A 13,661-nucleotide genomic window follows, 5' to 3' on the forward strand; every position below is an offset into this window, starting at 1 on the left:
CACCATCATCGAGCCGATAAAGATGCGATCAAGATCGCGTGGATGATGGAATCAAGCGGCCTTGATCGCGCAATCGCTGGGGACGCGTTGCGGGCATGAAACCTGCACGCTGCGATCGCATTGATCCTGCCGTGGAGTGCATCGTGTCGAGTCTTGCCAATCATTGGCTCAAGCGTCTGGCGGAGAGCGACAAGCCCGCCTATCTGATGATCCCCGACATGATCGAGGAGGATCTGGCCAGCGGCCGCCTGCGCGCGCGCGATCGGCTGCCCGCGCTGCGAGACCTGGCCGACGCGCTGCGGCTCAACTACACGACGGTGGCGCGTGGCTATGCCGAGGCACGCAAACGCGGGCTGATCGATGCCAAGGCGGGCAGCGGCACCTTCGTGCGCGGCCGCGCGCCCGCGTTGCCATTGCAGGCGGGCACCGGCGCAGAGATGAGCATGAACATGCCGCCGGAGCCGCCAAACATGACCGTGCGCCTGCGGGAGGCCGCGGCCCGCATCCTCGGCGATGCCGATCCGTATACCTTGCTGCGCTATCAGGACTTCGGCGGCACGCCGGCCGATCGATCGGTGGCCACGGCGTGGCTGCGGCAGCGGCTGCCCGATTGCCGGCCGGATACCGTGTTGATCTGCCCCGGCATCCATAGCGCGCTCGTGGCGCTGGTCTCGCAACTCGCGCGGCCCGGACAGACCATCTGCCTCGATACGCTGGCCTACCCCGGCATCAAGGCGATTGCCGCGCAGCTCGGCGTGCAACTGCAGGCCCTGCCCTCCGACGATGAAGGTCCCCTCGGGCCGGCATTCGAGGCGCTGTGCCGCACGCAACTGCCGAGCGCGTTCTACATCAATCCGACCCTGCAGAACCCGAGCACGCGGACGATGCCGCAGGGCCGGCGCGAGATCCTTGCCGATATCGCGCTGCGCTATAACGTGCCGATCATCGAGGACGATGCCTATGGAATGCTGCCGCGCGAGGCGCCTGACCCGATGGCGCGGCTGGCGCCCGAGCTCACCTACTACGTGACGGGAATGTCGAAGACGTTCGGCGCGGGACTGCGCATCGCGTTCCTGTCCGCGCCGACGCCGCGGCAGGCGCAACGGCTCGCGGGCACGCTGCGCGCGACCACGGTCATGGCCAGCCCGTTCAACATGCTGCTGACCACGTCATGGATCCAGGATGGCACCGCGTCGGACATGATCGCGGCGATTCGGGCGGAGAGCATCGCGCGGCAGGACGTGGCGCGCGACGTGCTCGCGGGCCACGCCTACGATGCGGACCCCGAGGGCTTCCATCTATGGCTGCCGATTCCCGCCACGTCGGGCTGGCGTCCATCGGAGCTTGCGCTGCATCTGCGCTCGCGCGGCATCGGCGTGGTGTCGAGCGCGGCGTTCTCCACGGACGGCAACCCGCCCGATGCGGTACGCATCTGCCTGGGCGGCCCCAACGACCTCGAGGAAATGGAGGAATGCCTGCAGATCGTCGTCGATACGCTCGACGATCCGCATCACCTCCATACGGCCATGTTGTGACCGCTCATGCAGCGATCAAGCAACGATCATTCGCGTCCGGATGACGGTGGGATCTTCCATCAGCGACTGGACCCAGCCCGTCGGCGGCACCACGTTGATGTCCGTGATGGCATAGCCGATATCGCCTTCCGTCTGCAGTTGCTGCGCGACGATATTGGCGCCGATGTCCGCCACCGCCTGATTGAAATGCGACAACGCGCCCGGCCGATTGTAGTGAATGTTCAGGATGCGCGCGGGCGCCTGCAACGGCGCGGGCTGGATCTGCGGCAGGTTCACCGCGCCCACCGTCGCGCCCGTCTGGAGGAAGCCGATCAGTTTGGTCGCCACCTCGACGCCGATGTTCTCCTGCGCCTCTTCCGTGCTGCCGCCGACGTGCGGCGTCAGGATGACGTTTGGCTTGTCCTGCAGCGGCGACACGAAGGCATCGGCGTTGCTGCGCGGTTCCTCGGGGAACACGTCGATCGCCGCGCCGCCGATATGGCCTTCGTCGAGCGCGCCGGCCAGCGCCTCGATGTCCACCACCGAGCCGCGCGAGGCATTGATCAGGATGCTCCCGCGGCGCATGCTCGCGATGGCGGCGCGGTCGATCAGCAGCCTGGTCTGCGGCGTGGCCGGGACGTGCAGCGTCACGACGTCGGCCTGCGCGAGCGCGTCCGCGAGCGACGGCGCCGGAACGGCGGAGCCCAGCGAGAGGCGCGGTCGAATGTCGTGAAACACGACACGCATGCCCATGGCCTCGGCAAGGATGCCAACCTGCGCGCCGATATTGCCGTAGCCGATCACCGCCAGCGTCTTGCCGCGAATCTCGAACGAACCCTTCGCCGTCTTCTGCCATTGGCCACGATGGGCCGCACGGCTTTTCTCGGGAATTCGGCGCATCAGCATGATGGTCTGGCCGATCACCAGTTCCGCGACCGAACGCGTGTTCGAGAACGGCGCGTTGAACACGGGGATGCCCGCGTGCGCGGCGGCGGGCAGGTCGACCTGCGAAGTACCGATACAGAAGCAGCCGACGGACAGGAGATGGCGCGCGTGCGCGAACGTATCGGCGGTCAGATGTGTCGCGGAGCGGATACCCAGCAGCTCGTGCCGTTGCACGGCTTCAACGAGCGCGTCGCCGGCCAGCGCCTTGGGCTGGGTGGCGACGGTGAGCTGGGCCTGAGCCAGCGCTTGCTGCGCGCTGGCATGGATGTTTTCAAGAAGCAGGGCGCTGGTCATGGTGTTCCGGGAATCGATGTATCAGGAGAGGGGCGCCTGACAGAACATACCACCGACCGGTATCCGCGTTGGTGACAGGGGCATGGCGATCAGCGGCATTTCGCGGACGCCTCGCCCACATGCGCGCCCGGTCCCTGCGTGGCCATGATGTCCTCGGGATTCCTCAGCGGACACGCGCGCAGCGACAGGCAGCCACACCCGATGCAGCCATCGAGCTGGTCACGCAGCATCGTGAGCGCGCGAATCCGCGCATCGAGGTCGTCCCGCCACGCGGCCGATAGCCTGCGCCAGTCCGCCACCGTCGGCGCCTTGCCCTTCGGCAACTGTTCCAGCGCCTGCGCGATAACGGCCAGCGGCACGCCCATCCGCTGCGCGACGCGAATCACCGCGAGCCGCCGCAGGATGCCGCGCGCATACCGCCGCTGGTTGCCCTCGCTGCGCGTACTAAAAATCAAACCCTTCGACTCGTAGAAGTGCAATGCCGAGACGGCGATGCCGCTGCGCGCGGCGACCTCGCCCACCGTCAACGGATCGCGCGAACGCAGCTTGATCGACACCATGACAATCCCCTCATCCCGCAAAGTCGCAAAGTCGCAAAGTCGCTATCCTAGGCTATCGGCCCGCTTGACCTCAAGTGCGCTTGAGGTTCAATACTGCCTGATCGTCGTCAACACCCGGTCGCCCCCGGGCCCGTCATGAACGCATTCACGCCCCTGCCCCCGGCCTTCATGGACTTCATCAACCCGCCAGAGCTCTACGACCCGCGTCCCAACGGCTATTCCCACGTCGTGGTGACGCACACCCCCGCGCGCATCGTGCATATCGCCGGCCAGGGCGGCGAGGACGCGTCGGGCGCGCTGCCCCCCGACTTCGCGTCGCAGGTCGACCAGGCACTGCGCAACCTCCGCCATGCCCTGCAGGCCGCCGAGGCGGACATCGCCGACGTGGTCAAGATCACGGTGCTGATCGTCGATCATTCGATGGACCGGCTGCGGACGTTTTCCGCCGCATGGCAGGCGCTGCTGGGCGACTGGCCCGCCCCCGCCTGCACGCTGATTCCTGTGCCGCGTCTCGCACTGGATGGCATGTTGTTCGAGATAGAAGCGACCGCCGTGCTGCCAGTTTGAGGTTTTCCGGCACGATATGCCGGAAAGAGACAGCGCCTCAGACCAAAGCGGCAGTTTCTGCCGGCCATGCTTGCCTAGAATCGTCTGCACTACCAATGCATTCGACAATCAGGAGACAGGCATGGGCCATGCTGATCCGTTCGGGCTGCTCAAGCTCGACGCCGCCGAGGCCGCGCACGCCGCGCAACCCACGCAGACCGATAGCGATCCGCTGGAAACGCGCGAATGGACCGATGCGCTCAGCGGCGTGGTCGAGCATGCCGGTCCACAGCGTGCCGACTACCTGCTTGGGAAGCTCGGCGAGCATGCGAGCCATCTCGGTCTCGGCAAGCGCCCGCACCCCTACTCCGCGTACCAGAACACGATTCCGTCGCACGCGCAGCCGCCCTATCCCGGCAACCGCGCGATGGAGGAACGCCTGACCGCGATCATCCGCTGGAACGCGCTGGCCATGGTCGTGCGCGCGAACAAGGCCTACGGCGAACTGGGCGGTCACCTCGCCAGCTATGCCTCGGCCGCCGAGATCTTCGAAGTCGGCTTCCATCATTTCTTCCGGGCGGATAGCGAGGGCAGCAAGGGAGACCTCGTCTTCTTCCAGCCGCACTCGGCGCCGGGCGTCTACGCGCGCGCGTTCCTCGAGGGCCGCCTGTCGGAAGCCCAGCTCGGCCGCTATCGGCAGGAGGTCGATGGCGGCGGCCTGTGTTCCTATCCGCATCCATGGCTGATGCCGGACTTCTGGCAGTTCCCGACGGGCTCGATGGGCATCGGCCCCATCAGCGCGATCTACCAGGCGCGCTTCCTGCGCTATCTGGAGCATCGCGGCCTCGCGCGGACCGAAGGACGGCGCGTATGGGGCGTGTTCGGCGATGGCGAGATGGACGAACCCGAATCGCTCGCGGCCCTGTCGCTGGCCGCGCGCGAGAAGCTCGACAACCTCACGTTCGTCATCAACTGCAACCTCCAGCGCCTGGACGGTCCCGTGCGCGGTAACGGGCAGGTGATCAACGAACTGGAAGCGCTGTTCTCGGGCGCGGGGTGGAACGTGATCAAGGTGGTCTGGGGTTCGGAGTGGGATGCGCTGTTCGCCCGCGACAAGCATCACGCGCTGCTCAAGCGGTTTGCCGCGATGGTCGATGGCGAATATCAGACCCTCGGCGCGAAGGATGGCGATTACAACCTGTCGCGCTTCTTTCATCAGGACCCCGAGCTCAAGGCGCTGGTCGCGGGCATGAGCGCCGCCGACATCGACGGCCTGCGCCGTGGCGGCCACGATTTCCGCAAGCTGCACGCGGCGTTCCAGGCGGCCGCGGCCCATCCGGGCCGCCCGACCGTCATCCTCGCCAAGACCAAGAAGGGCTATGGCATGGGCGACGCGGGCGAGTCCCGCATGACCGCGCACCAGCAGAAGAAGCTCGACATCGATGCCCTTCGCGCGTTCCGCCAGCGCTTCTCGCTGCCGATCGACGATGCCGCGCTGGAATCGATGTCGTTCTACAAGCCCGCGGAAGACAGTCCCGAGATGGCGTATCTGCGCGAACGCCGCGCGGCGCTCGGCGGCTACCTCCCGCGCCGCTCGGTCGCCGCGCCGAGGCTCACGGTGCCGCCGCTCGACAGCTATGGCCGTTTCGCGCTCGAACCCGATGACCGCGAGGTCTCGACGACGACGGGCGTCGTGCGGCTGTTCACGAACCTCATCAAGGACCGCACGGTCGGGCCGCGCGTCGTGCCCATCGTCGCGGACGAGGCGCGCACGTTCGGCATGGCGAACCTGTTCCGCCAGATCGGTATCTATTCGCCGATGGGCCAGCTCTACGAGCCGGAGGACGCGGGCTCGATGCTGTACTACAAGGAATGCCGCGACGGCCAGTTGCTCGAGGAAGGCATCACCGAAGCCGGCGCGATGGCCTCGTGGACCGCGGCCGCCACGTCCTACAGCGTGAACGGCGAGCCGATGCTGCCGTTCTACATCTACTATTCGATGTTCGGCTTCCAGCGCGTGGGCGACATGATCTGGGCCGCGGCGGACCAGCGTGCCCGTGGCTTCCTGATCGGCGCCACCGCGGGCCGCACGACCCTCTCCGGCGAGGGGCTCCAGCATCAGGACGGCACGAGCCAGCTGGTCGCGGCCACCGTGCCGAACTGCCGCGCCTACGACCCGGCGTTCATCAGCGAGGCGGCCGTGATCATCGACCATGGCGCGCGGGCGATGCTCGACGAGCAGCGGGACGAGTTCTACTACATCACCGTCAACAACGAGAACTATGCGCAGGCCCCCTTGCCGGCTTCGGCGCATGCGGACGTCATTCGCGGCATGTATCGCTTCGGGGAGCGTGGCGCCGACACTGGCCGCGACACCGACGGCGGGACCCACGCCAGGGCGCGTGTACGGCTGCTGGGGTCGGGCCCGATCCTGCGCGAAGTCATCGCCGCGGCGGACCTGCTCGCGAAGGACTGGAACGTGCACAGCGAGATCTGGAGCGTGACGAGCTTTCCCGAGCTTGCGCGCGACGCCCGCGAGTGCGAACGCCAGCAGCTCTTCGGCGGCAATGCGGAAGCCCGCAGCCACGTGGCGCAATGCCTCGACGGCACGGCGCCGATCGTCGCGGCCACCGACTACGTGCGGGCGTATGCGCAGCTGATCGCCCCGTATGTCGAGGCGCGCTATATCGCGCTGGGCACCGATGGCTTCGGCCGCAGCGACACGCGCGGCGCGTTGCGCCGCTTCTTCGGCATCGACCGCCACCATATCGTGGTCAGCGCATTGCAGGCGATCGACCCCGCGCTGCACGCGCGCGCCATCGCGCAGTATGGGCTGCGCGCGGACGCGGCGGCGCCGTGGGAACGCTGACCGGCGCGCGAGGCGGCCGCGTCGGTACTAGAACTGATCGAGGGCGTCGCGAATGACGCCATTGCGCAGTTCGGCGGCCACCTCCAGATTCCTCGGCTGCAGCGAGGCCATGAGGTCCGCATAGACCAGTACCGGCGGCGCGAGGCCTGGCCGCGCCGGATCCTCGATCGCCGGATCCCAGAACGCCTCGAGGATTTCGATGGGTCCGTTGGGCTGAGGTTTGAGGCGATAGCGCGAGGCCAGCGCCTGCGTGCCCTGCCCCATGCGCGCAGGTTGCATGTAGATCGTCTGCCGCTGCTCCACGAGGCCCGCCAGATCGGTGGCGGCGCCCATCGCGAGCGCGGCGACCTCGCTGCCCCAGCATGCATCGAGCGCGGCCAGATCCTCTGGCGGAAGCGCCTGCCACCAGTCCGCCGCGGATGCCGCGAAGCGGCGCGGTTGCAGCCGTGGCCGCAGAATCGTCGGGAAATTGGCGACCCATTCGTCGAGCAGCCGGTCCGGCGCCGTCAGGCGGCGCTTCTCCTCCGCGCGGCCCTCGGTCCGGGCTTCCGGGCGGGTCTCGCCGCCCTCCGCGGGCGCTTCGGTCCGCGTTTCCAGCAACCAGCCGCGCGCGGCCAGGCCGTTGAACACCGCGCCCACCGAGCCGAGCGCGATGCCGCTGAGGTGCGCAATCTCGCGATACGTGGCCTGCAGCAGCGCGGGCCGGGACAACAATGCGAACACCATGCGCTGCGAACTGGGATTGCCCGTGGTCCGCATTGGGGGGCGGACGAGGCTGCCCGGCGGCGTTTGCCCGCACACGAACACGAACATGCCGGCCGCATCGAGGTAGGCGTTGCCGGCGGTATCGATGAACTGGAGCCCCATTTCGCGGCACTGCACCGCGAGTGCCGGCGTCAGGTAGGTCGTGATCAGCAGCCCGGCATCGTGGCTGTGCCCGCCCGGATGCATTCCGTGAGGTATCCCCTGAGGTGCCCCCTGAGGCGCCATGAGCTGGGCGTGAACGACCGAGAGGTCGGCCGAAGTGCGGACGGCGCGGCGGCACACCACGGCGAGGCGGTGCGAGACGTCGCCGTGGCGCAGGCCGACGGCGGCCGCCGACGCGGGCGCCGCGCCCTCGGCGGACTCGCCGCGGCTGGCACGGCGAATCCGCCGGATCCGGCCGTGAATGCCGGTGATCCGGTGCAGCGCGGCCAAGGCCGCCTCCACCCAGTCGATGTCGCCCGTGTTTTGCTCCATGGCTGCTCCCGCAGACTCTGTCGCCTGCCGGAAATCATGGCCGAAACCGGGCCGGTGTTCAACATTTACGCGTGTTCATATTTTATGAACAGCGTAAATTCCTGAACAAGTCTCGGGTGCGCGACATTTGAAGCGGACAACCGGCGCGGGATCAGTCCGTGATGTCCGACGTACGCGGAATGATCACGGCCTGCCCATGGAGCCGCCCCTCGTCATCGAAGAGCTGCCACAGCGTGGCCTCCTCGATCATGAAGCGCTTGCCGCTCTTGGTGATGCGCACCCCTTTGTAGCCGCTCTCGTAGCCGAGCGCCTGCACACGCTCGAGGAATCGCTGCCGCTCCTCGCGGTTGGGCGCCTCGGCCGACAGGCGCGAAGGCAGGCGTGTGATCTCGTCCCAGTCATAGCCGAACCGCGCCTGCGCGGCGCGGTTGCCATAGATGAACACGGGGTCCGGATCGGTGTTGTGGGCCAGCACAGCAAACGGTGCGTCGTCGTAGAGCCAAGCCGCGCCTTCGGCGGGGCTCATGTCGGCAGGCACGAGCGGCTTGCCGAGCAGGCGGGCATAGCTTTCCGTCAGGAGCCGATAGAAATCGAGGCTGTGAGGCAGCGGGACCTCGTGAAGCGGAAATTTTGAAGACGATTGTGAAGATGAAGACATTATGCGTGCGACCTGCGCGCCCGGTCAGTAGACAGGCCGCTACCTTACCAAATCCTGCAAGCGCGCCGCGCTGACGCGAGTGTCAGACAAACGCCGATCCCGCTATCGCCGTGCCTTGCCTAAAAATCCGGTATGGCGCCCAGCGAGGTGGCCCCTAGAAGAAAGGAGCGGAATCATGGCCAGGAACTATCAAGTCGTCTTCAACGACGGCTACTGGGATTTGCGTGTGGACGGCGTGCCTCGCGCCATCAGCCGTCACAAGTCGCGCGAGGAAGCTATCCGGGTCGGCACCGCCGCCGCGGAGCGGCTGAAGGTCGAACTGATGGTGGAACCCGACGACGACGGTTCCGACGATTCGGTGTCGGATCCCACGCTCGCCGCCGCCTGAGGTTTCCCCGAGTTCTCCCTCAGGAGTTGTTCTCCACCGGCGGTGCATCGGGATCCCGGTTGCCGGGATCCCGCAAATCGCGCTCGCCCACGCCCGGAGGAAACTCTCCCTTCGGCGCTTCCTTGGGTTTTCCATTGCCTTCGGACGGTTTTTCGCCCGCGGCGCTCTGCGCCCCCGGCGACGCGTTCTGAAGGTCGTCGTGCGCGCGGCGGCGGTCTCGGTTGCGGCGCCTGCGGGTACCTGCATAGGCAAAAGGCATGACTTCTCCCTGTTGATGATGTTATGGGTGGAGATGGCGCGATCCCCTCGCGTGCCGGCGTCCGGCGCCGGAAGGGATCGCGCGTCAGGCTTCGTCGATCAGGTTGCCGACTTCGTCGGCGTAGTGGTGCCGAGGTGCGGGTCGGTGCCTGCCGGCGGCTTGCCGTCGCTCTTGCCGGCCTCCATGCCGCTGCCGTAGCTGCTGGCGGTGGTGCCCGTGGCCGCGCCCGAGCTGCTGACGCCGCTCACGCGGCTCTGGCCCTGGTTTTGACCCGCGCTCTGCCCTTGCGACTGCCCTTGCGGCTGACCTTGCGGCTGACCCGGATTCAGTCCCTGCGACTGCCCTTGTGACCGCTGCTGGCCGCCGCTGCCGAAGCTGCCCTGTCCACCCTGTCCACGCTGACCGCCCTCCTCCCGCTGGACGCGCAGCAGGTTCTGCACGTCCTTCACGCCGAAGATATCGTCGGCGATATCTTCGATGCGGTACTTCTGCGTGCGGTCCGGCACCGTGCCCGTCAGCGTCACGACGCCGCTCGACACATTGACCTCGACCTCGCGGACATCGAGCCGGCTGCTGTGCGTCAGGCGTTCGCACAGGTCCTCGCGCACGCGCTCGTCGGAGCGCTGATAACCCTTCGGCGGCACGCGCTGCGCGCGCGACGCCGCCGAGCCGCCCGCGCCCCCGTAGCCGCGATTGAGGCCGCTGCGTTCGTTGGCGCCCGTGAATTGCTCGTAGGCGCGTTCGTCGTCGTGGCCATAGTCGTGCCCGTAGTCGCCGCGATAGCCGCCGCTATAGCCCCCGCTCGTACCGCCGCCCGAGCCACGGCCGTAGGCACGGCTTCCGCCGCTCATGCCGCCCCGGTCCCACTCACGTCCGGATTCGCGTCCGTAGGCGCCACCATAGCCCTGAACGCCCTGACCGTACCCCTCCCGTCCGCGCTGCCAGCCGCGTTCCTGCCCACGTTGCTGGCCACCATAACCCTGGCTGCCCCACGTGCGATCCTGTTCGAAATCGCTACCGTAATCGGCGTCATCGCCGTAGTCGCTCACGCCATACGCACCGCGATAATGGGTGCGCATATCGGGCTGCTGCCCCTGCGAGCGGCCCCACTGCGATTCGCCGCGGTCCCGGTCCGACCCGCGCTGGCCGGCTTCCCATCCGCCTTGCCTACCCTGCTGGCCGCGCTGACCCTCCCACGAACGGCCACGCTGGCCGCCTGCAATCCCGCCTGCATTCCCCCCTTCGTTCCATGCTTCACGACCCTGACCCCACTCGTCGCGAAGGCTGCCACGCTGACTGGTCCATTCGCTGCCATAGCCGCCGCTGTGGCCTGACGAGCTTGCATAGCGCTGCCCCTGGCCTTCGCCCTGGTGCCAGTCGCCCCACCGCTGGCGCGTGTCCTGCTGGCGCATGTCCTGCTGGCGTGTATCGCCGCCGCGGTCCTGTCGTCCCTGTCCTTCCTCGTACTGGCCATAACGCCCTTCGCCATAGCCCTGCTGCGCGGTGCTCTGTGGCTGCCCGCCACGGCGGTCCTGCTCCATGCGGCGCGGTTCGCCACCGTAGCCGAGGCGCTCCGGATACGCGTGTTCGAGCTCGTTGCCATAGCGCGCGTCGCGCGTCGCATCGTCCCGCGACGCGTTGCCCGCATCCCAATCGGAACCGCCGCCCTGCTGGCGCGCGCTGCTCTGCCAGTCGCTGCCGCCGCCCGGCTGGCGCTGGGACAGCCAGCCGCTGCTGTCCTGTTGCTGCTGCCGCTGCCACGCGCTGCCACCGCTCTGCTGCTGGCGGCCTTCGCGCGACCATTGGTTCGAGCCGCGATCGTCGTCCCGATCGTTGTCGCTGCCGCTGCCGCTGCCGCTTCCGCTGATGTTTCCGTACTGGCCTCGGTCGTTACCTTGGTTCATGAGAGTCTCCGCTGGTTACGTCGGTCGGAATAGCGCTCCCGCGATGGATGCGGGTCACGTCGTTCGTCAAGGCGAACGCAAGTTCCATACCCCGCGCGGCGCACCGCGATACGCCCTCCGATGCGATGCTTCACGCGTCGTTGCGTCCGCATGGCGCGCCGCCAACGGGCCGCGTTTTTACATGCCCGATATAAAAGCTGCATGCCCCCGAGGCCGCTTGCGCAACTGTAGTCACCGTCCTACAGGGGATTCAGGCAACGCCCTCGTGATCGCACAGGGGTGCGGCACATATCGTGGAATCACTGCCAGAACACACATGTTCCACAACAAAGGAGATGATCATGAAACGCATGCTCGCCACCACGGCGCTCGCCGTCAGCACCCTGTTCTGCCTGCCGGCTGTTGCTCAGCAAACCGCTCAGCAAACCGCGCCGACGTCGCCGATGCCGAGCAATCCGCCGGTGGAAGGCCCCAACGCCAACCGCGGCACCAATGCCGGCGTGCCGGGCAACCAGAACGATTCGACGAACATGACCACGCAGTCGCAACGCGATGCGCATGGCAAGTCGAAGAACACCGGCGCCCGCGCCAAGAAGCCGCGCCAGCAGGATGCCGCACCGTATTCGACGGCCGATGCGCCGTCGGGTCCCAAGGGCGATTCGCCCGATCCGGCGCCGAACAACAACAAGCGCTGATGCGTCGCTAACCGCTTCGCCCCTCGCCCCCCCTCGCCCGCCTCCCGCGGGCGATTTTTTTGCCCATTTTTTTTGCCCTCTTCTTGCTCTCTTTGCAACCCCCGGCGCACACGGCACACGAATTGCTCCGCTCACCCTACATGCCTTCCCATGGAGACGATATGAAGACAACCTGGGTCCTCGTCGCTGACGAGGCAATCGCGCGGATTCTCGCGTACGGAAAGTCGAAGACGCTCGAACCGGTGGAGGAACTGACCGATCCCGATGCCCATGCGAACAGCGCGGAGATGCGCCGGGACGCAGTGGGACGGCGCGCGGCAGGCGGCAATCCGCAAGCCGGCGCCACGGCATCCGCCTCGGAAGACCCGCTGCTACAGCACGCGGAAGTGTTCTCGAAGCGTGTGGCCGACGTACTTGGCAAGGCACAGCAGCAAGGGCGCATGGACAGCCTCATCCTGGTCGCGCCGCCGCGCTTTCTGGGCCTGCTGCGCAAGGCGCTGCCCCGGAACGCGGCCGATATCGTCCAGGCCGAACTGGACAAGGACTTCGTGCACTTCACGAATGACGATATCCAGGCGCGTCTGCGGCAGCTTGAACATCTGAAGTAAATAAAAAGAACCGTCCGCTGCCTCGGCGGCGGACGTTCCGCCCACCCTTTGTCGCCTACATTGGAAGTTCGCGGATTCGGAGACCCTCATGGAAGCATTGAGCCCCTCGCTGTCGCGATTGAGTCGTCACGCCCAGGCGTGCGCAGAGGCACTCTCCGCGGCTGCTGCCGCCGCCTCGGACCCGCAGGCGCGCGCCGTGCTCGCGCATCGGGCCAACATGCAGCGCTGCGCGGCCGGTGAACTAGCGACACGCGCATGCGCGTATCGCGACGACGCGGCAGCGGAGCCGTCACCGACGGATGCCAACAGCGCGAGACGGCGCGATGTCGCGCTGACACCGCCCAGCGACAACGGCGAACTGGCCCGTCTCCGCCACGCGGCGCAGCAGGTGGCGCGCGCCGCAGCCGCTTACGGCAGCGTGCTACGTGACCCGTTACCCGATCCGGAACTGCGGCTGCTGCTCGCTCACTATTATCGCGGTGCGACGGAGCTGCAGCGTCTGCTCGACAGTCGCGTCGCGGACTTCAAGCCGGCGCGGCAATCCGCCAGCGGTGTTCGCCGCAACAACAGTCCTTCGCCCGAGCTGACGCATCGCTCAGGCCACGGCGGCCCTCACGCCTGACGCTGCGCCGTCAGTTCCATCTGTGGCTGGTATGGGCGAATGACGAGCGCCACGAAGTCTTCATCGGACGGCGCCACGACTGCGTAAACGAGACCCGACATCACGAGCGCGACGTCGCTGAGCTGCGCGGCGATGCGCGCCGCCATGAAGTGCTGGATCAGATCCGGATCCGCCGATGCATCGATGGCACGCGCCGTGGTGGTGATCGTCTCGAGACAACGCTCCACGGCCTGGCACACAACGATGACCTCGTTGAGCGCGTGCCCCGTCTCCGCGGCCCGCACGAGCACCGACACCCCCGTGCTCGGCGTCGCGCGATGCCATCCCGACTTGATACGGAAGTCAGGCAGGTTGAGCCCCGCGCCGTCCTTCTGCGCCACGGCATTGAACTGCTGCACGAAGTCGCGCGGGCTGATCGACAGCAGTTGCTTTTCGACCGGCGTCGAGGACACGGCCACGCCCGAGGCGAGGCACAACATTGCGAAGATACTGGTGAGATGCATCGCGACTCCTCCTTCGCCTCGTTCGCCACGCCCGATCCTTCGAATTGATCATAGGCC

14 protein-coding genes are annotated in these 13,661 nt (G+C 67.2%); 7 read left to right on the plus strand and 7 right to left on the minus strand.

The window, feature by feature from the left end; all coding sequences use genetic code 11:
• Nucleotides 1-143 precede the first annotated feature (143 nt).
• Nucleotides 144-1,535: an aminotransferase-like domain-containing protein gene (locus KHP16_RS20270; RefSeq protein ID WP_211960989.1), complete on the plus strand. Its 1,392-nt coding sequence runs from the start codon at nt 144-146 to the stop codon at nt 1,533-1,535.
• 15 nt (nt 1,536-1,550) lie between these two features.
• On the opposite strand, the gene serA is transcribed toward KHP16_RS20270, so the two are convergent.
• Together serA and soxR are read right to left on the minus strand one after the other, a co-directional pair.
• Entirely contained in the window at nt 1,551-2,753 is a 1,203-nt protein-coding gene (gene serA / locus KHP16_RS20275; RefSeq protein WP_109584111.1) for a phosphoglycerate dehydrogenase, read from the minus strand.
• An 89-nt stretch (nt 2,754-2,842) separates the two neighbouring features.
• Entirely contained in the window at nt 2,843-3,313 is a 471-nt protein-coding gene (gene soxR, locus KHP16_RS20280) for a redox-sensitive transcriptional activator SoxR (RefSeq protein WP_121492501.1), read from the minus strand.
• A 135-nt stretch (nt 3,314-3,448) separates the two neighbouring features.
• Between soxR and KHP16_RS20285 the strand changes: the two genes are divergently transcribed.
• Complete coding sequence (locus KHP16_RS20285; protein WP_109584109.1) at nt 3,449-3,880, plus strand: RidA family protein; 432 nt, start codon at nt 3,449-3,451, stop codon at nt 3,878-3,880.
• 121 nt (nt 3,881-4,001) lie between these two features.
• Nucleotides 4,002-6,728 carry an alpha-ketoglutarate dehydrogenase gene (mdeB, locus tag KHP16_RS20290; protein WP_211960990.1) on the plus strand — a complete coding sequence of 909 codons (2,727 nt, stop codon included), beginning with the start codon at nt 4,002-4,004 and terminating at the stop codon, nt 6,726-6,728.
• A gap of 27 nt (nt 6,729-6,755) precedes the next feature.
• Here mdeB and KHP16_RS20295 read toward each other — a convergent pair whose 3' ends face one another.
• Together KHP16_RS20295 and KHP16_RS20300 are read right to left on the minus strand one after the other, a co-directional pair.
• A complete protein-coding gene (locus KHP16_RS20295; protein WP_211960991.1) occupies nt 6,756-7,967 on the minus strand; it encodes a type IV toxin-antitoxin system AbiEi family antitoxin in 1,212 nt (403 codons plus the stop codon).
• Nucleotides 7,968-8,118: 151 nt separating this feature from the next.
• Entirely contained in the window at nt 8,119-8,625 is a 507-nt protein-coding gene (locus tag KHP16_RS20300; protein WP_109584106.1) for an MEKHLA domain-containing protein, read from the minus strand.
• A gap of 175 nt (nt 8,626-8,800) precedes the next feature.
• Here KHP16_RS20300 and KHP16_RS20305 point away from each other — a divergent pair, with 175 nt between their 5' ends.
• Nucleotides 8,801-9,013, plus strand: coding sequence for a DUF2188 domain-containing protein (locus KHP16_RS20305; RefSeq protein WP_109584105.1), 213 nt, complete (start codon nt 8,801-8,803; stop codon nt 9,011-9,013).
• Nucleotides 9,014-9,032: 19 nt separating this feature from the next.
• On the opposite strand, the gene KHP16_RS20310 is transcribed toward KHP16_RS20305, so the two are convergent.
• On the minus strand, nt 9,033-9,272 hold the full coding sequence (locus KHP16_RS20310) for a hypothetical protein (RefSeq protein ID WP_115954400.1): 240 nt from the start codon (nt 9,270-9,272) through the stop codon (nt 9,033-9,035).
• A gap of 98 nt (nt 9,273-9,370) precedes the next feature.
• Nucleotides 9,371-11,176, minus strand: coding sequence for a BON domain-containing protein (locus KHP16_RS28420; RefSeq protein WP_244835912.1), 1,806 nt, complete (start codon nt 11,174-11,176; stop codon nt 9,371-9,373).
• A 341-nt stretch (nt 11,177-11,517) separates the two neighbouring features.
• Here KHP16_RS28420 and KHP16_RS20320 point away from each other — a divergent pair, with 341 nt between their 5' ends.
• The 3 genes from KHP16_RS20320 (at nt 11,518) to KHP16_RS20330 (ending at nt 13,101) form a co-directional block, all read left to right on the plus strand.
• The gene (locus KHP16_RS20320; RefSeq protein WP_121492497.1) at nt 11,518-11,871 is read left to right on the plus strand and encodes a hypothetical protein; all 354 of its coding nucleotides are present in this window, start codon (nt 11,518-11,520) and stop codon (nt 11,869-11,871) included.
• A 161-nt stretch (nt 11,872-12,032) separates the two neighbouring features.
• Nucleotides 12,033-12,479 (plus strand): host attachment protein, encoded by a 447-nt coding sequence (locus tag KHP16_RS20325; RefSeq protein ID WP_121492496.1) that lies wholly within the window; start codon nt 12,033-12,035, stop codon nt 12,477-12,479.
• An 88-nt stretch (nt 12,480-12,567) separates the two neighbouring features.
• Nucleotides 12,568-13,101, plus strand: a complete 534-nt coding sequence (locus KHP16_RS20330; RefSeq protein WP_179594278.1) for a hypothetical protein — start codon at nt 12,568-12,570, stop codon at nt 13,099-13,101.
• Here the strand turns inward: KHP16_RS20330 and KHP16_RS20335 are convergent.
• Nucleotides 13,092-13,604 (minus strand): malto-oligosyltrehalose synthase, encoded by a 513-nt coding sequence (locus KHP16_RS20335; RefSeq protein WP_115954395.1) that lies wholly within the window; start codon nt 13,602-13,604, stop codon nt 13,092-13,094. The genes KHP16_RS20330 and KHP16_RS20335 overlap by 10 nt on opposite strands.
• Between the last annotated feature and the right edge of the window lie 57 nt (nt 13,605-13,661).

Source organism: Cupriavidus plantarum (assembly GCF_905397285.1).
Taxonomy (GTDB): Bacteria; Pseudomonadota; Gammaproteobacteria; order Burkholderiales; family Burkholderiaceae; genus Cupriavidus; species Cupriavidus plantarum.